The sequence below is a fragment of the Streptomyces sp. NPDC126497 genome (assembly GCF_040302425.1).
Lineage (GTDB): Bacteria > Actinomycetota > Actinomycetes > Streptomycetales > Streptomycetaceae > Streptomyces.
Genome location: NZ_JBEORT010000132.1, coordinates 1 through 16,470, shown reverse-complemented (window position 1 = coordinate 16,470; position 16,470 = coordinate 1). Strand labels below are relative to the sequence as shown.

Here is a 16,470-nt window from a genome sequence, read left to right as displayed (position 1 = left end):
GTGTTAATTTTAAATTGGTACAAGCTGACAATTCGTTAAATGAGGTGGTAGTTACCGCTTTAGACGCCTCCCGGCTCGACGGAGCCCTGCCCCGGCACTCCCCCGTGGGCCTCCGGCCCGGGGACGTACGCCATGGCGGGCACACCGGCGCCGGCGCCGCCCGCGGAGAAGTTCACCCCGCGCTCGATCCGGTCCAGCCGGGCCATGACCGAGCGCTCGTCGCCGTACGCGGCGGGCAGCAGCACGCGCGCGCAGATCAGTTCGAGCTGGAGGCGCGGCGAGTTGGCGCCGCGCATCTCGGTGAGCCCCTCGTTGACCAGGTCGGCGGCGCGGCTCAGCTCGGCGGCCCCGAAGGTCCCGGCCTGGGCCTGCATCCGCTCGATGACGTCGACGGGGGCGTCGATGAGCCCCTTCTCGGCGGCGTCGGGAACGGCGGCGAGGATGACGAGGTCCCGCAACCGCTCCAGCAGGTCCGCGACGAACCGGCGCGGATCGTTGCCGCCCTCGATCACCCGGTCGACGACCTCGAAGGCGGCGGCGCCGTCCCCGGTCGCGAAGGCCTCGACGACGGAGTCGAGCAGCGAGCCCTCCGTGTATCCCAGCAGGGAGGTGGCCATGGCGTACGTCACGCCGTCCTCGCCCGCGCTGGCGAGGAGCTGGTCCATGACCGACATCGAGTCACGCACGGACCCCGCACCGGCCCGCACCACCAGCGGCAGCACGCCCTCCTCGACGGGGATGTCCTCCTTGCCGCACACCTCGCCGAGGTAGTCCCGCAGGGTGCCGGGCGGCACCAGCCGGAACGGGTAGTGGTGCGTACGCGACCGGATGGTCCCGATGACCTTCTCGGGCTCGGTGGTCGCGAAGATGAACTTCAGGTGCTCCGGGGGCTCCTCGACCACCTTGAGCAGGGCGTTGAAGCCCTGCGTGGTGACCATGTGGGCCTCGTCGATGATGTAGATCTTGTACCGGCTGCCCGCCGGCCCGAAGAAGGCCTTCTCGCGCAGGTCACGGGCGTCGTCCACGCCACCGTGGGAAGCGGCGTCGATCTCGATGACGTCGATCGACCCCGGCCCGTTGCGCGCGAGGTCCCGGCAGGACTGGCACTCCCCGCACGGCGTCGGGGTCGGGCCCTTCTCGCAGTTCAGGCACCGCGCCAGGATCCGCGCGCTGGTCGTCTTGCCACAGCCGCGCGGACCGCTGAACAGGTACGCGTGATTGACCCGGTTGTTCCGCAGCGCCTGCTGCAACGGGTCGGTGACATGCTCCTGCCCGATGACCTCGGCGAACGACTCCGGGCGATAACGGCGGTACAGCGCGAGAGACGACACGCCTACGAGGTTATAGGCGCCCACCGACAACCGGGCCGGACGCCGAAGACGCAAGCGCCCCCCACGCACCCGCCAGAGCCGACCTACCCTTGCTGCCTTCCGGCCCTGGGGGAGTTCAGTCAGATAGCGCCGCGTGAGGGGCTACGCAGAGGCTACCTCATGTTCCCGGCCAGGAACGAGTTCGCGAGCACTCCCTTCGGTCATGTAATGTTCCCACCGGAGGATTCGCCTAGAGGCCTAGGGCGCACGCTTGGAAAGCGTGTTGGGGGCAACCCCTCACGAGTTCGAATCTCGTATCCTCCGCCAGTGCCTCACCGGGCACGATGTCGAAGGGCCCCCTGGAAACAGGGGGCCCTTCGACGTTGTCCCGGGCGCGAGCCTCAACGCAGTGCGCCGGCCGGCGGGGGTGGTCCGCTGCCGGTCCGCCTTCGACAAGCAGGTGGCCGTGCGGCCGGCCGAGCGGCTCGGCGCGACCCCGGACGAGACCCTCCGACGCTTCCGGAGCGTCGTCCCGAGCACGACCAGGCCTCCCCTGCCCGCCCTCGCCCTGCCGGGCGAGACGATCGGGCACGGAGAGGACATCCGGCGCCCGCTGGGCATTCGCCGCGACCATCCGGTCGACGTCGTCACCCGGGCGGCCGGGTACTACCGGGGCCCGGACCTCGTGGTCCTCGCCGGGGGACGCATCGGCGGGCCGCGGCTCGTGGCGGACGACGGCCCGTTCACGACCGGTTCCGGGCCCCTCGCGTCCGGCCGCACCCTGGCCCTGGTGATGGCGATGACGGGGCGCGCGGCGTACTGCGACGACCTCGAGGGCGACGGCGTGGAACTCCTCCGCGGCCGCTGCGGCACGGTGTGACACGCCGCCGTGACGTCCTCAGGCGCGGATGAGTTCCGCCGCGCCGAAGGAGACGTCGAAGCGGTCGCACCAGATGCTGACGCTGGTGTAGTGGGACGGGTCGACGTCCTCGGGCACGGCGTAGTTCTGGCTGCCCTTGTTGCCCTTGAGCCTGCCGAGGCTGACGTACCGGCCGTCGTCGAAGACGTGCCAGCCGGCCCGTCCCTCCTTCACCGGTGCGTCGGTCAGCCACACGCGCAGGTCGGGGCCGTTGCTGGTGTCGAGCCCCTCCAGACGCACCACGTGGCTGCCGTCGGCCAGCCGTACGAACTTCACCGTGCCGGACGTCGCGTGCTCGTGGCTGATCAGCCGGCCGCTCGCCAGCGTCGTCGGTCCGGCCGGAGGCGGGGCGGTCGCCGCCCCGGAGGGTGCCCCGGCGGACGGCGTCGGGACGGTCGCCGCGGCCTCGGGCAGCGCCTCCTGCACCGTCTCGTCCTGCCACAGCTTCCACGGCTGGAACCAGTACAGTCCGAAACCGGCCACGGCGACCGCCACCACCAGCACTCCTGCCGTCCACGGCCTGAAAAGCGCGTTCCGCACCCGCCCCACGTCGCCCGCCTCCTGGGAGTCATCTGTCTCGACCCCCATCCAACAGGGCGGACCGGCCGTCCGGAACAGCGTCACGGATGACGAAATCCTCACGTCCCGGACCCCGTTGGCGACATGACACGGGTTCAGCGGGTGATCTCCACCTGCCGCACCTCGCTCACCTGGTCCACCTCGGAGACCCGGACCGTCAGTCTCATCGTCCAGGTGCCCTCGAGGGGGAGGGTGAGGTCGTTGGTGGCCCAGTAGCCGCCGCGGTCGGTCAGCCCGGCGTCGATGGGGCCGACGTCCTTCTCCCGGAGGGTGAAGGAGACGCGGAGTTCGGGGACGGAGGTCAGGGCGCCCCGGGGTCCGAGGACCACCGCCTGGAGGCCGTTCTCGCCGACCCGGCCCGGGTCCATCGTGAGCTGGACCGTGCCCCGGCCGTCGGGGGTGCCGGCGTCGTAGGGGATCGTGAACGCCTCCGCCCCGGGCAGACCGGCCACCTGCGGCTCGGGGGTCCTGGCCGCCTCGGCCTGCGCGCGGGCGGGGAGGGTGCCGGTCAGCACCGTGGTGACCAGCAGGACGACCACCGCCACGAGGGCCTCGGCCAGCACGGAGCGGCGCAGGGCGCGGCGCCGGCGGTCGTCCGGTCCGTCCGCCTGCGGGGTCTTTGGCCCCGGCTCGGGCTCCGGAGGGGGCCCGGGCGCCCCCACCGGTTCCGGTACGCGCTCCTCGGCCGCCGCCGGTCGCGCCAGCAGGGCCGTCCAGCGGCGGGAGAAGGCCGCCGCCGGCAGCAGGAAGAGCGCCGCGGCGAGCTTGACGGTCAGGGTCCGGCCGTACGGCGTCCCCGTGAGGGCGGACCAGGAGCCGAGGCCGCGCCAGGACTGGTAGACGCCGGTGACGACGAGGACGGTCACCGAGACGGAGGCCAGCCGGGAGAAGCGCGTGACCGTGGTGACCGGCGGCGGGGTCGCCGCGCGGTGCAGGGTGAGGAGGAGGGCGGTCAGGCCGCCGAGCCAGCACGCCGTCGCCAGCAGGTGGAGCACGGACGACGTCATGGCGAGCGGGACCTGGATCCCGGCGGAGGCGTGTTCGGCCGCCGCCCAGGTCAGGGCCAGGGCGACGGCGAGTGCCGTGCCGGCCGCCAGGCGGGTGCGGGGGGTGCGGCGCCGGACGAGCGGGGCGAGGAGCGCCGCCGCCAGGAGCAGGGCGAGGCGTGCCAGCAGGGCGAGGCCCGGACGGCCGGTGAGGGTGCCGGGGAACGCGGACGGGTCGAGGGCGGTCGCGGGGGAGGCGCCGTTCTCGTAGGGGGCGCGCAGGACGAGCAGGGCGGTCGTGGCCGTCAGCAGGGTCCACCAGCCGGTGAGCAGCGGCGCCCGCAGCGGGGCGGGGTCCGGCGGGCGGCACAGCGCCGCGAAGGCCGCCGTGCCGACGAGCAGCGCGGCGGCGATGTACGCGAGGTAGCGGCCGGTGTCGTAGAGGCTCGTGGTGACCGGGTGCTCGGCGTGGTCCGCGGGGGCCTCGGGCGGGGTGGGCGAGGGCTCGCCGATGGAGAAGGTGAAGGCGCCGGAGACCGGGTGGCTGTCGGCGGAGACCACCCGCCAGGCCACCGTGTACGTGCCGTCGGCGAGGCCGCCGGGCAGGTCCGTGCGGGCGGTGTCGGAGGCGCCGTCCGCGCGCTGCGGCTCGCCCGGGTGGACGCGGCGGTTGTCGGGGCCGTAGATCCGGAAGGAGTCGTCGAGCAGGCCGACGGACTCCGTGAAGGTCAGGGTGAGGTGCCGGGGCGCGGCCTCGACGACGCTCCCGTCCTCGGGGTCGCTGCCGCGGAGGGCGGCGTGGGCGCTCGCCGGGGCCGCGCCGCCGAGGAGGAGCAGGACCAGCACCGCGCCCAGCAGCACCGGCCCCCGAAGCCGCCGGGGTCCGCGGCCGCCCGTCGCCCCGCTCCCGCGTCGTTCCACGTCCTACCCGCCTCCCGGCCGTCCGGCTACGGGTTACGTACGGACGGCGGGCGCGGTCTGCTCACCGGTTCACCAGGAGGGCCGGGCCGAGGCCCCTCCGTCCACCACCAGGTCGTGGCCGGTCACCCAGGACGCGAGCGGGGAGGCCAGGAACACGCAGGCGTCGCCGATGTCCTCCGGGCGGCCGATCCGGCCCACGGCGGACGCCCGCCGCCAGCGCCGTACGCCCTCCGGCCACTCCTCCGCCAGGCCCTCCCGGTCGATCAGGCCGGGCGAGACGGTGTTGACGCGGACGCCCCACGGGCCGTACTCCTGGGCCGCCGCGCGGGCGTGCGCCACCACCGCCGCCTTGGAGGCGGAGTAGTGGGCGTGCGCCGGGGCGGGGCTGCGGGCCTCGACCGAGGCGATGTGGGTGACGGAGCCGCCGCCGTCCTGGCCGCGCATGAACCGTGCCGCCGCCTGGGTGCAGGCGAAGACGCTGGTGAGGTTGGTGTCCACGACCTCCCGCCACTCGGCCGACGTCATCCCGGCGAGTTCCCGCGACGGCTGGACTCCGGCGTTGTTGACGAGCGCGGTCAGCCGGCCGCCGAACCGTTCGGCCGCCCGGGCCACCACGCTGCGGCAGGCGTCCTCGTCGGTGAGGTCGGCCTGGAGGACGACGGCCGTGCCGCCCGCCTCCCGGATGCGGTCGGCGGTCTCCCGCGCGGACTCCGTCGCCGTACGGCAGTGCAGTGCGACGGCCGCGCCCTCCTCGGCGAACCGCCGCGCGATGCCCCGCCCGACGCCGCCGCCCGCGCCCGTGATCAGGGCGACCTGGCCGGCGAGCAGACCCCCGTGGCTCATGGGCGGCAGAGTTCCGCGATGAGCGCCGCCCGGTCGGGGTGGCGCGCCGTCAGTTCCGCCGCCTCGCCGTGCTCGTAGCCCTCGTAGGTGAAGCCGGGCGCCATCGTGCAGCCGAACAGCGTCCAGGCGCCGCCCGCCGCCACCCGCGCGCCCGTCCAGGTGCCGGCGGGGACGACCAGCTGGACGTGCTGGCCGCCGAGGACGTCCGGGCCGAGCACGGGGGTGCGGGAGGTGCCGTCGGGGGCGAGGAGGAGCAGCTGGAGCGGGTCGCCGAGGTGGAAGTGCCAGACCTCGTCGGCGGGCAGCCGGTGCAGGGCGGAGAAGTCGCCGGGGGCGTCGGTGAGCAGGGCGACGATCGCGGTGCCCTCGGGCCGGCCGTCGGGGCGTTCGGGACCGGCCCAGGTCCGCCGGAACCGGCCGCCCTCGCGGGGGATCGGTTCCAGTCCGTAGTGGGCGACGAGGTCGTCGGGGGTCACCTGCCGAAGGCTACCTCGCGGGTGAGGAAGGCGAGTTGCGCCTTCTTCTCCGGCAGGTACACGTCCGGGAGGTCGACCTCCGGCAGGACGACCTCGGGGCCGGCGGTGAAGCCCTGCCGGAGGAAGCGGGCGACGGCCTTCTCGTTGGCCACGTCCGGGTCGACGACCACGCGCCGCCGGTCCAGGCCCAGCAGGACGTACGCGGCGATGACGCCCACCAGGGCGGCCGTCCAGCCGGGGCGCGGACCGCCGGTGCCGGTGGCGGGGGCGAGCAGCAGGTGGACGCCGATGTCGCCGGGTTCGACGGGGTAGCAGTCGCCGACGCGGTCGGCCTCCGGTTCGTACGTCTGGAGCAGCGCGGCGGGTTCGCCGTCCTTGACGAGGAGGTACGCGTGGTGGGTGTCGAGGGTGTCCATGTGGGCGTAGACCTCGGCGACCCGCTGGACGGTGAGGCCGTTCATGCCCCAGAAGACGGCGCGTTCCTCGCTCACCCAGCGGTGCAGGAGGGGGGCGTCGGCGGCCGGGTCCAGCGGCAGCACGCGGACGGTGCCGAAGCCGTCGACCGTCTGCTCGTGGACGGCGGTGCGGGAGGCGTACGGGTCAGACATCGGTCTCCTTCGTCAGCTGCGCCCAGTCGGTGAGGACCGGGGCCAGGTCTCCGGCGAGCCACAGGGCCTGCTGGTCGCGGTGGTGGGGCGAGCCGGGCACGCCGGAGGCGCCCAGCGGCACCACCCAGCGGCTGTCCTGCCGGTCGGCGAGGTCCCAGACGTAGCGGGCTGCGGGGCCGCGCGCGGCGAGGTCGGTGAGGCCCGGCACGGGGGAGGTGCACAGCACGCAGTCGTGGTCGCCGGAGAGGCCGGGTTCGTCGTACGGCGCGGTCGGCGGCAGGGCCCGCCAGGGGGCCAGGCGGTGGGTGTCGCCCCAGGTGCCGGCGGGCGGCCGGGCGGCCACCTCCTCCAGGGCCGCGCGGACCACCGCCGGGCGGTCGACGCCGAACAGGTCGCCGGCGGACAGGAGGTGTTCGAGGGCGTGGCCGATGCGGGGGGCGAGGGCCAGCCAGGGGCGGAAGACCTCCGGGTACGGCGGCGGCGTGGCCGCCGCGGCGAAGGCGGGGTGCGCCGCCAGCCGCCGTACGACGGCGCTCCGCACCGCCGCGAAGAGGGCCGCGTCGGTGCTGTCCGCGTCCATCCGGCGGTTCCAGCGCAGGAGGCGGTCGCGCAGGGCGGCGGCGGGGGCGCCGAGGGGCGGCAGGCCCGGGGCGGCGGCGGGGCCACCGGGGTCCGGGACGCCGGACCCGGCGGCGGAGGCGCTCACGTCCGCCCCGTCGCCCGCGGCGCCGGGGCCGCCCGGGCCGTCGAGCGCGGCGAGGAGGTCCAGCAGCGGGGCGGCGGAGGCGAGGTGGGTGTCCATGTGGAGGGCGGACATGTCGGCGGCGGACCAGCGGGCCCGCCGCGCCAGCAGTGCGGTGATGCGGTCGGCGCGGTGCGGCGGGGCGAACTCGACGCCCAGCGGGGCCGCCGGGCCGCGCTGGTTCGCCATCACCGCGACGCCGTCGGTCAGTCCGGCGCGCGGCGGTTCGTGCCAGCCCCGCCACTCGTGCCCGGGCTCCCACGCCGGCACCGGGCGGATCCGGCCGGCCTCGGAGCGGACCGGGACCCGGCCGGCCACCCGGTGCAGGGTGCCGCCCTCGGTGTCGGCGGCCATGACCACGTTGACCGGCTCGGCCCACAGGTCGACGGCCCGGTCCACGTCGGCGGCCCGGCGGGCCCGCAGCAGCGGCAGCAGCGCGCCGAAACCGAGGTCGCCGGTGACGCGGGGCGGGTGGCGCAGGGCGATCGCGAGCGGGGGTTCGCCGGGTTCGGGCACCCCGTCGTCGAGGCCCTCGGGGCCGCCGATGACGACGGGGCCCCGGTCGGTCTCGACGACCTCGACCTCGACCGGCTCCCCGCCCGCCACCTCGACGGTCTCGGTGTGCCGGGCGGCCCGGTGCCACCTGCCGTCCGGTCCGAGCGCCTCCACGCCGGCGCCGGTGCGGCGCAGCCGTTCGCGGTAGAGGTCCTGGTAGTCGGCCATGGCGTTGGTGATGGCCCAGGCGACCGTGCCGGTGTGGCCGAAGTGGGCGATGCCGGGGACGCCGGGCACGGCGAGGCCGACGACGTCGAACTCCGGGCAGGCCAGGCGGATCTGCTGGTAGACGCCGGGGTCCTCGATGAAGCGGTGCGGGTCCCCGGCGATGACCGCGTGCCCGGTGACCGTGCGCTCCCCGGTGACCAGCCAGCCGTTGCTGCCGGAGGTGCCGGGACCGTCGGAGGCGAACAGGCCGACGGCGTCCGCGCCGAGGTGGGCGGTGATGTGCTCGCGCCAGAGCTTGGCGGGGAAGCCGGCGAACAGGATGTGGGTGGAGAGCCAGACCGCGAGCGGGGTCCAGGGCTCCCAGCGGCCGGGACGGAGTCCCACGCGGGCGAACTCGGGGGCGGGGGCCGTCCCCCCGGCCCGCGCCAGGCCCTCGTTCACGCCCGCCACGTACGCCCGTACCCACTCAGCCGTCCCCGGGTCCGTCCGCCGCAGTCCGGTCCAGCAGCGGCGGGCCGTGTCGGCCAGGCGGGCGCGGCGGACGAAGAGGTCCCAGGGGAGGGCCTCGGGGCCGAGGAAGGAGGCCGAGGTGCCCTGCGCCCGGTGCCGTTCGACCTCGAGCTGCCAGGCCCGGTCGAGGGCGGTGACCCTGCCCTGGGCGTACGCGAGCCCGTTCGCGCTCTGCGCGCGCAGGTGGGGGATGCCCCAGGGATCCCGGAAGATCTCTCCGCCCACTGTACCCTCATCTCCCATTAGGTTAGGCTCCCCTAAGTAAACCGTGGCGAAATCGTACGCGAAGGGTGAGGACGCGATGGGGCAGGGGCGGGGCTGGGAGGGCGCGGTCCTCAAACTGTTGCGCGCCAAGGACTTCACCTTCACCGTGACCGGCGCCCGGGACGTCACCGCCGACTACCGCCGGGTGCGCTTCACCGACGGCGGGATGCTGGCGGCGGCCGGGGTCCACCCGACGATGTGGGTGCGGCTGTGGTTCGACAACGCGGGCAGGCCGCACCAGCGGGCCTACACCCTGGTCGACCCCGACCCGGCGACCGGCACCTTCGACCTGGAGTTCGCGCTGCACGAGGGGTGCGCCAGCGACTGGGCCAGGGCGGCGAAGCCCGGCGACACCATCGGGGCGACCGTGCAGGGCACGGGCTTCGAGGAGCCGGACCCCGCGCCGTCCCACCTCGTCGCGATCGGTGATCCCGCCTCGCTGCCGGCCATCAACTCGCTGCTCGGCGCGCTGCCCGCGACCCCGGCGACCGTCTGGTTCGAGGGTGCCCTCGACGGGTTGCCCTTCCGGGCCGGCCCCGGCCGGACCGAGGTGCGTGAGGTGCCCCGGGCGGGGGCCGGGGCGGCGCTGCTCGAGCGGGTCCGGGCCGACCTGCCCGGACTGCTGCGGTCCACCCCCGACCCGTACGTGTGGATCGCCTGCGACACCGCGACCACCCGGGCGCTGTCCGCGTTCGTGCGCAAGGAACTGGGTGTGCCGAAGCGGCGGGTGCACGCGCTGGGGTACTGGCGCGCCGACTGAGCCGGGACGCGCGGCCGCCGCGGCCGCCTCTTCCGGTCCCGGCCCCCGGACCGTCCGCGCACGGGAGCGCCCCGGCGGGACGCCGCCGACGGCGAGGGCCCGGAACCGTCGGCGGGATCCCGGGCGCGTACGCGGGAGGTGAGGGCCGCGCAGGACCCCGGGAAGCGGGCCGGAGGCCTCCCCCGGGACGGACGGAGGGGCGGCGGGGCGCCCCGGAATCGGTGGCCGGCGCCCCGGCCCCCTGACCGGTCACATCAGAACACCATCCCGTTTCCTCCCGGATTCGGGCGCCTTTTCCCGCGTCGCACTGCGTCGCCATGGCTGCGCCCGGAACGCGTTGACCGGTAGGCTTTCCGTGTGATCTTCAAGCGCATCGGAAACGGCCGGCCGTACCCCGACCACGGCCGGGAAAGCACCCGGCAGTGGGCGGACGTCGCGCCGCGCCCGGTCCGCCTCGATCAGCTCGTGACGACCAAGCAGCAGCTCGACCTCGAGACCCTCCTCGCCGAGGACTCGACCTTCTACGGCGACCTCTTCGCGCACGTCGTGAAGTGGCAGGGCGACCTGTACCTGGAGGACGGGCTGCACCGCGCGGTGCGGGCCGCGCTCCAGCAGCGCCAGGTGCTGCACGCCCGCGTCCTCGAACTGGACTGACGTCCGCCCGCCGCCCTCCCGCGCGGCCGGCGTGGCCCTTTCGGGTCGGACCGCACGCAGTCGGATGATCATCCGGTAGGCATTGTCGCCCGGGAGCACTACGCTGCGCTCATGAGCATGCTCACTCCACCCGGCATGGGCGGCCAGTACCGGATCACGGGGGACAAGTACCCGCGGATGCGCCGCCCCCGGCGGCGCGGCAGGCTCGTCGTCCTGACCGTCGCCTCCGCGGCCGTGCTCGGCATGGGCGGCTGGGGCACGCTCCAGCTCATCGACGTGTTCACCGGTGGCGGCGACTCCGCTTCCGCGAACGGCACCAAGGCGGCCTGCGCCGAGCCGGCGAGCCGCACGGCCGCGCCGAAGGCGCTGCCCGAGCCCGCGACGATCACGGTCAACGTCCTCAACGCCACGACCCGCGGTGGACTCGCCAAGAAGACCGCCGAGGAGCTGAAGAAGCGCGGCTTCGCGATCGGCAAGGTCGGCAACGCGACCGAGGAGTACGACAAGAAGGTCAAGGGCATCGGTGTGCTCCTCGGACCCGCCGCCGCCCTCGACACCTCGCTGCCGGTGCTCGGCGCCCAGCTCGCCGACGCCGAACGCCGTACCGACCCCGCCCGCAAGGGCGGCGAGGTCGACCTGATCATCGGCGACGGCTTCAAGGCGCTGACCGGGAAGGCGGACGCCGACCGGACCCTGACCGCACTGGCCGAGCCCGAGACGACGCCCGCCTCGAAGAAGAGCTGCTGAGACCGCCGGGACGCGGGGGCCTACTCCGCCGACCCGTACATCCGGTCCCCCGCGTCGCCGAGGCCCGGCACGATGTAGCCGTGCTCGTTGAGCCGCTCGTCGACCGAGGCGGTCACGACGGTCACCGGCGTGCCGGCCAGCTCGCGCTCCATGACCTCGACGCCCTCGGGCGCGGCCAGCAGCACCACCGCGGTCACGTCGTCCGCACCGCGTCCGATCAGCTCCTGGATCGCCGCGACCAGCGTGCCGCCGGTGGCGAGCATCGGGTCCAGGACGTAGACCTGGCGCCCGGAGAGGTCCTCCGGCATCCGGGTGGCGTACGTCGAGGCCTGCAGCGTCTCCTCGTTGCGGATCATGCCGAGGAAGCCCACCTCGGCGGTCGGCAGCAGCCGGACCATGCCGTCCAGCATGCCGAGACCGGCCCGCAGGATCGGCACCACCAGCGGGCGCGGGTGGGAGAGCTTGACGCCCGTGGTCCGCTCGACCGGCGTCTGGATGTCGACCTGTTCGGTGCGTACGTCGCGCGTGGCCTCGTAGGCGAGCAGGGTGACCAGCTCGTCGGCGAGACGGCGGAAGGTCGCGGAGTCGGTGCGCTGGTCGCGCAGCGTGGTGAGCTTGTGGGCGACCAGGGGGTGGTCGACGACGTGGAGACGCATGGCGTCAACATTAACCGGGCCCGGTCGGCCCGGCGTCCCCGCACGGGGCAGGCCCTTCCGGGCGCCCCCCGCTCCTCCTCTGGCGTCAAACCGTCCGTCCGGGGGAAGGTGGGAGGGACGGACTGGGGTGGTGAACCGATGTGTGAGCAGGACGACCGAGACGATCCGTCACCGCGCGGGAGGCCCGATCCGGCGGAGACGGAGGCCGAGCGACGACGGCGCCGCGCCCGGTTCCTGCGCGAACTCGCCGAGGCCCGGGCACTGCGCGACCGGGTCCAGCCGCGCCGCGCCAAGGCCGCCCGGCTGCGCCACGCGATGCGGATGCGTACCTTCCGCTGGTAGGCGGGGCCGGAGGGGCCCCGCCCGGCCGCGAAGAATCCCGCCCGGTGCGGGAAGATCCCGCGCCGTGTACACGTTTGCCGAAGTGCCCGTGCGGGGAAGGCGCGTCACCTCCGCGTACGATCCGCACGTGGCGGCAGGGAGTGCGCCGGTGAGCCCTCCGGGGCACACTCGGCACACTGCGATCAAAATGCCGGACACAGGCAGCCGAAGACGTCCCCTGACGGCCTTGTTTCTGCCACGATTCCGAGTGGGTGGGACCCCGAGCACCGCCTCCCCGCCCGCGACACCTCCGCCGGGGGGACCTCCAACCGGCACGCCTATGACCAGTGGGAGAGTCACGGTGTACTTCGCCGCACTGCTCGCGCGCACCGAAGACGGGTGGGAAGCGAGCGACACGGAGCTCGACGATGTGGAAACCCTGTCCGATCTGGCCGACCTGGCCCGGGAGGCCTCTCCCGACGAGGACACGGTGCTCGTGCTGATCGAGCAGGAGAACGGCTGGTTCGGCGTCGTCCGGGTGGACGGCGAGGAGGATCCCCGGATCTACGTCTCCGACGCCGCCGCGGCCGCCCGCAGCAGCTACGGCGAGATCCTGCTCACCGACGAGCTGCTGGGCCGCGAGCCCGGGGACGACGGCGCCGGCCTGGACGTCCTGGACCTCGACGGCACGGAGGACGGTGAGCCGGACGACGAGGACGCCGTCGCCGTCGCCGCGCCCGCCGACGCCGGCGACGCCGTGCCGCACGGACCGGTCGGCGACGCGCGGGTCCTGGACGACCTGGGCGTGAGCGAGAAGGAGCTGCGCTCGATGACCGAGGACGCCGTCACCGAGATCGCCGAGGCCCTGGGCGCCTCGGAGGTCCTGGAGACCGTCCGCTGACCGCGCGGACCGCACCGGGACCGCCGGACCCGGTACGCGACCCCTGGCGGCCCGCGATGCGTCTCGCCCTGGACGAGGCCGGGCGGGCCGTCCGGGGCGGGGACGTCCCCGTCGGCGCCGTCGTCCTGGCCCCGGACGGCGTCACCGTGCTGGCCGCCGCCCACAACGAGCGCGAGGCCGTCGGCGACCCCACGGCCCACGCGGAGGTCCTCGCCGTCCGGCGGGCCGCCGCGGAGCTCGGGGAGTGGCGGCTGTCCGGCTGCACGCTGGTGGTGACGCTGGAGCCGTGCACGATGTGCGCGGGGGCGATCCAGCAGGCGCGGGTCGACCGGGTGGTCTACGGCGCCCGGGACGAGAAGGCGGGCGCGGTCGGCTCGCTGTGGGACCTCGTCCGCGACCGGCGGCTCAACCACCGGCCCGAAGTGATCCAGGGGGTGCTCGCCGAGGAGTGCGCCCGTCCGCTCACGGAGTTCTTCCGGAACCGCTGAATACCGATTTCGGACCACGCCCCGCCGTGCTGTAAGGTCTCCCTCGGTAGCGTGTCCGAGCGGCCGAAGGAGCTCGCCTCGAAAGCGAGTGTGGCGCAAGTCACCGAGGGTTCAAATCCCTCCGCTACCGCCGGTGAAGGGCCCCGTCGTCAGACGGGGCCCTTCGTGCGATCATGGGCCCGCTCGATGCACGTGTGACACCGGTGACAGGGGGGCCGCGATGGCGGTGAACGCGAAGAGGATCGCCGTCTACGTCCTGGTGGTCTTCGTGATGTACCTGATCATCACGGATCCCGAGAAGGCCGCCGACTACGTCCAGATAGGCTTCGAGGGCATCTCGGACGCCGCGAAGGCCGTCGGCGACTTCATGACCTGGATCGCGGACGGAGGAAAGTGATGATCCGCCACCTGGTGCTCTTCCGGCTGAACGAGGGCGTGGAGCGCGACGACCCGAGGGTCGTGGCGGGCGAGGAGGCCTTCCGCTCGCTGGACGGCAGGATCCCGGAGATCCGCTTCTGGGAGTGCGCCTGGAACATCAGCGACCGCCCCATCGCCTACGACTTCGCCATCAACTCCGCCTTCGAGGACGCGGACGCGCTGCGCCGGTACGTGGAGCACCCGGCGCACCAGGCGGGTGTCGGGCTGTGGCGCGAGTTCGCCACGTGGGTGATCGCCGACTACGAGTTCTGACCCTCCGTCCTCCCGGGCCCCCCGCCGTCGCGGCGGGGGGTTTCGTCGTGCCGCACGCCCGCCTCCGGCGGCCAACACGGAATATGCGGTACTTGCGCACGGTGAGTCAGTCTTGTGATGCTATGACCGCTTTTGACGGATGAGTTGACGACGATGTGAGCGATGAAGAGGTGGCGTTGACCGTGCCGGCCAGTACTGCGCCGCCCCAGGACGAGGTGTTCCCCGACGCGGTCCAGGCCCCCGCCCCCGCCGGGCCCTCCCCCGGCCCGTCCACGACCGGCCCGTCCACGACCGAACCGCCCGTGACCGACCCCTCCACGGCCGCGGACCAGCCGATGAGCCCGGCCAGACGGCGCGGCGCCGACACCCGGGCCCTGACCCAGCTGCTCTTCGGCCAGCTCAAGGAACTGGAGCCGGGCACGCCGGAGCACACCCGCGTGCGCGCCGCGCTCATCGAGGCCAATCTGCCCCTGGTGCGCTACGCCGCCGCCCGCTTCCGCTCCCGCAACGAGCCGATGGAGGACGTCGTCCAGGTCGGCACCATCGGGCTGATCAACGCCATCGACCGCTTCGACCCGGACCGGGGCGTGCAGTTCCCGACGTTCGCCATGCCGACGGTGGTCGGCGAGATCAAGCGGTACTTCCGCGACAACGTCCGCACCGTCCACGTGCCGCGCCGGCTGCACGAGCTGTGGGTGCAGGTCAACAGCGCGACCGAGGACCTGACGACCGCCTTCGGGCGCTCCCCGTCGACCGCCGAGATCGCCCAGCGGCTGCGCATCACCGAGGAGGAGGTGCTGTCCTGCATCGAGGCCGGACGGTCGTACCACGCCACCTCCCTGGAGGCCGCGCAGGAGGGCGACGGGATGCCCGGACTGCTGGACCGGCTGGGGTACGAGGATCCCGCCCTGGACGGCGTCGAGCACCGCGACCTGGTCCGGCACCTGCTCGTCCAGCTGCCCGAGCGGGAGCAGCGCATCCTGCTGCTGCGTTACTACAGCAATCTCACCCAGTCGCAGATCAGCGCGGAACTCGGCGTCTCGCAGATGCACGTGTCCCGTCTGCTGGCGCGCAGCTTCCAGCGGCTGCGATCCGCAAACAGGATCGACGCGTAACCGGAAAGAGCGAATCGCCCCCTGGTCCCCTTCTGCGCGCTTCCGCTCCGAAAGACCGTCAGACCCGTTGTGTGCAGGACCGATTCGCATCTCGGATGTCGACATGTCACTACAGCGCGTTGCCGACATGTGACATTCTGCGGAAAGCGCGTTTGCCGGAGCCTCGGCACCGGTATTCCAGGTGATGGCTGCGTTCCTCGATCAGGGAGCGTCCGCCACGACCGTCCCGCGACCCAAAGGGGGTGGCATGTCCGCAGAACAGGGCAGCTCGAAGGTGCTCACGCTCGCGGAGAGCGAGACAGCTCCCCATGCTCTCGACGCACTCGGCCCCATCGACGAGGGCCCGGCCCTCCCGACCACGCCCGCTCCGGAGCTCCCGGACACGGCGGCCCTCGACACCCGCACCCTGTCCCGCTCCCTGTTCCTGCGGCTCGCCGCGCTGGACGAGGACAGCCCGGAGCGCGTCTACGTCCGGGACACCCTGATCGAGCTCAACCTGCCGCTGGTGCGGTACGCGGCGGCGCGGTTCCGCTCGCGCAACGAGCCGATGGAGGACATCGTCCAGGTCGGCACCATCGGGCTGATCAAGGCGATCGACCGCTTCGACTGCGAGCGGGGCGTGGAGTTCCCGACGTTCGCGATGCCGACGGTGGTCGGTGAGATCAAGCGGTTCTTCCGCGACACCTCGTGGTCGGTGCGGGTGCCGCGCCGGCTGCAGGAGCTGCGGCTGGCGCTGACGAAGGCCGGCGACGAGCTCTCCCAGAAGCTGGACCGTTCCCCGACCGTCCCCGAACTCGCCGCCGTGCTGGGCGTCTCGGAGGAGGACGTCGTCGACGGCCTCGCGGTCGGCAACGCGTACACGGCGTCCTCGCTGGACTCCCCCGCCCCCGAGGACGACGGCGGCGAGGGCTCGCTCGCGGACCGCCTCGGCTACGAGGACACGGCGCTGGAGGGCGTGGAGTACCGGGAGTCGCTCAAGCCGCTGCTGGCCAAGCTGCCGCCCCGGGAACGACAGATCATCATGCTGCGCTTCTTCGCCAACATGACCCAGTCGCAGATCGGCGAGGAGGTCGGCATCTCCCAGATGCACGTCTCGCGCCTGCTCACCCGGACCCTCGCCCAGCTGCGGGAGGGCCTCATCTCGGACTGAGGCGCGACAAGGGGCGGGGGCGCCTAACTTCAGCGCGCGCCAGGCCACCGCTGCGACGACCGCCACGGCGACGAGGAGATCGGAAGAGCGTCGGGGCGGGAAATACT

18 protein-coding genes, 2 tRNA genes, 1 other RNA gene and 1 pseudogene are annotated in these 16,470 nt (G+C 73.7%); 13 read left to right on the top strand and 9 right to left on the bottom strand.

Going from position 1 to position 16,470, the window contains the following annotated elements; all coding sequences use genetic code 11:
* Positions 1 to 65: 65 nt before the first annotated feature.
* Positions 66 to 1,331, bottom strand: a pseudogene (locus tag ABTY20_RS32430) (DNA polymerase III subunit gamma and tau); the annotation flags it as partial.
* A gap of 47 nt (positions 1,332 to 1,378) precedes the next feature.
* Positions 1,379 to 1,477: signal recognition particle sRNA small type (gene ffs / locus ABTY20_RS32425), an RNA gene on the bottom strand.
* A 72-nt stretch (positions 1,478 to 1,549) separates the two neighbouring features.
* Here ffs and ABTY20_RS32420 point away from each other — a divergent pair.
* Together ABTY20_RS32420 and ABTY20_RS32415 are read left to right on the top strand one after the other, a co-directional pair.
* Positions 1,550 to 1,637, top strand: a tRNA-Ser gene (locus ABTY20_RS32420).
* An 82-nt stretch (positions 1,638 to 1,719) separates the two neighbouring features.
* Complete coding sequence (locus ABTY20_RS32415) at positions 1,720 to 2,190, top strand: maleylpyruvate isomerase mycothiol-dependent enzyme family protein (RefSeq protein ID WP_352000722.1); 471 nt, start codon at positions 1,720 to 1,722, stop codon at positions 2,188 to 2,190.
* An 18-nt stretch (positions 2,191 to 2,208) separates the two neighbouring features.
* On the opposite strand, the gene ABTY20_RS32410 is transcribed toward ABTY20_RS32415, so the two are convergent.
* The 6 genes from ABTY20_RS32410 to ABTY20_RS32385 form a co-directional block, all read right to left on the bottom strand.
* The gene (locus ABTY20_RS32410) at positions 2,209 to 2,778 is read right to left on the bottom strand and encodes a DM13 domain-containing protein (RefSeq protein WP_352000728.1); all 570 of its coding nucleotides are present in this window, start codon (positions 2,776 to 2,778) and stop codon (positions 2,209 to 2,211) included.
* Between the two features lie 125 nt (positions 2,779 to 2,903).
* On the bottom strand, positions 2,904 to 4,655 hold the full coding sequence (locus ABTY20_RS32405; protein ID WP_352000727.1) for a copper resistance CopC/CopD family protein: 1,752 nt from the start codon (positions 4,653 to 4,655) through the stop codon (positions 2,904 to 2,906).
* A 129-nt stretch (positions 4,656 to 4,784) separates the two neighbouring features.
* Entirely contained in the window at positions 4,785 to 5,558 is a 774-nt protein-coding gene (locus tag ABTY20_RS32400) for an SDR family NAD(P)-dependent oxidoreductase (RefSeq protein WP_352000721.1), read from the bottom strand.
* Positions 5,555 to 6,034 (bottom strand): cupin domain-containing protein, encoded by a 480-nt coding sequence (locus ABTY20_RS32395; protein ID WP_352000720.1) that lies wholly within the window; start codon positions 6,032 to 6,034, stop codon positions 5,555 to 5,557. The genes ABTY20_RS32400 and ABTY20_RS32395 overlap by 4 nt, the downstream gene beginning before the upstream one ends.
* A complete protein-coding gene (locus tag ABTY20_RS32390; protein WP_352000719.1) occupies positions 6,031 to 6,642 on the bottom strand; it encodes a GNAT family N-acetyltransferase in 612 nt (203 codons plus the stop codon). Before ABTY20_RS32390 ends, ABTY20_RS32395 begins: the two co-directional genes overlap by 4 nt.
* The gene (locus ABTY20_RS32385; protein WP_352000718.1) at positions 6,635 to 8,842 is read right to left on the bottom strand and encodes a penicillin acylase family protein; all 2,208 of its coding nucleotides are present in this window, start codon (positions 8,840 to 8,842) and stop codon (positions 6,635 to 6,637) included. Before ABTY20_RS32385 ends, ABTY20_RS32390 begins: the two co-directional genes overlap by 8 nt.
* Positions 8,843 to 8,918: 76 nt before the next feature.
* Between ABTY20_RS32385 and ABTY20_RS32380 the strand changes: the two genes are divergently transcribed.
* The 3 genes from ABTY20_RS32380 to ABTY20_RS32370 all read left to right on the top strand — a co-directional run bounded on the left by ABTY20_RS32380 (position 8,919) and on the right by ABTY20_RS32370 (position 11,042).
* Positions 8,919 to 9,641: a siderophore-interacting protein gene (locus tag ABTY20_RS32380; protein WP_352000726.1), complete on the top strand. Its 723-nt coding sequence runs from the start codon at positions 8,919 to 8,921 to the stop codon at positions 9,639 to 9,641.
* Between the two features lie 357 nt (positions 9,642 to 9,998).
* Complete coding sequence (locus ABTY20_RS32375) at positions 9,999 to 10,295, top strand: type II toxin-antitoxin system VapB family antitoxin (RefSeq protein ID WP_004943146.1); 297 nt, start codon at positions 9,999 to 10,001, stop codon at positions 10,293 to 10,295.
* 135 nt (positions 10,296 to 10,430) lie between these two features.
* Positions 10,431 to 11,042 carry a LytR C-terminal domain-containing protein gene (locus tag ABTY20_RS32370; protein ID WP_352000725.1) on the top strand — a complete coding sequence of 204 codons (612 nt, stop codon included), beginning with the start codon at positions 10,431 to 10,433 and terminating at the stop codon, positions 11,040 to 11,042.
* Positions 11,043 to 11,062: 20 nt separating this feature from the next.
* Here ABTY20_RS32370 and upp read toward each other — a convergent pair whose 3' ends face one another.
* Positions 11,063 to 11,698 (bottom strand): uracil phosphoribosyltransferase, encoded by a 636-nt coding sequence (gene upp, locus ABTY20_RS32365; RefSeq protein WP_352000717.1) that lies wholly within the window; start codon positions 11,696 to 11,698, stop codon positions 11,063 to 11,065.
* A 138-nt stretch (positions 11,699 to 11,836) separates the two neighbouring features.
* Here upp and ABTY20_RS32360 point away from each other — a divergent pair, with 138 nt between their 5' ends.
* The 8 genes from ABTY20_RS32360 (at position 11,837) to ABTY20_RS32325 (ending at position 16,363) form a co-directional block, all read left to right on the top strand.
* Positions 11,837 to 12,040: a hypothetical protein gene (locus tag ABTY20_RS32360; RefSeq protein WP_352000716.1), complete on the top strand. Its 204-nt coding sequence runs from the start codon at positions 11,837 to 11,839 to the stop codon at positions 12,038 to 12,040.
* Between the two features lie 340 nt (positions 12,041 to 12,380).
* The gene (locus tag ABTY20_RS32355) at positions 12,381 to 12,920 is read left to right on the top strand and encodes a tRNA adenosine deaminase-associated protein (protein WP_352000724.1); all 540 of its coding nucleotides are present in this window, start codon (positions 12,381 to 12,383) and stop codon (positions 12,918 to 12,920) included.
* A gap of 56 nt (positions 12,921 to 12,976) precedes the next feature.
* Entirely contained in the window at positions 12,977 to 13,408 is a 432-nt protein-coding gene (gene tadA, locus ABTY20_RS32350; protein WP_352000715.1) for a tRNA adenosine(34) deaminase TadA, read from the top strand.
* A gap of 45 nt (positions 13,409 to 13,453) precedes the next feature.
* Positions 13,454 to 13,538, top strand: a tRNA-Ser gene (locus ABTY20_RS32345).
* A gap of 90 nt (positions 13,539 to 13,628) precedes the next feature.
* Positions 13,629 to 13,805 (top strand): hypothetical protein, encoded by a 177-nt coding sequence (locus ABTY20_RS32340; protein ID WP_352000714.1) that lies wholly within the window; start codon positions 13,629 to 13,631, stop codon positions 13,803 to 13,805.
* A complete protein-coding gene (locus ABTY20_RS32335; RefSeq protein WP_352000713.1) occupies positions 13,805 to 14,098 on the top strand; it encodes a Dabb family protein in 294 nt (97 codons plus the stop codon). Before ABTY20_RS32340 ends, ABTY20_RS32335 begins: the two co-directional genes overlap by 1 nt.
* Before the next feature lie 176 nt (positions 14,099 to 14,274).
* Entirely contained in the window at positions 14,275 to 15,213 is a 939-nt protein-coding gene (locus tag ABTY20_RS32330) for an RNA polymerase sigma factor SigF (RefSeq protein WP_352000723.1), read from the top strand.
* 247 nt (positions 15,214 to 15,460) lie between these two features.
* Positions 15,461 to 16,363 (top strand): RNA polymerase sigma factor SigF, encoded by a 903-nt coding sequence (locus ABTY20_RS32325; RefSeq protein ID WP_352000712.1) that lies wholly within the window; start codon positions 15,461 to 15,463, stop codon positions 16,361 to 16,363.
* Positions 16,364 to 16,470: the final 107 nt, after the last annotated feature.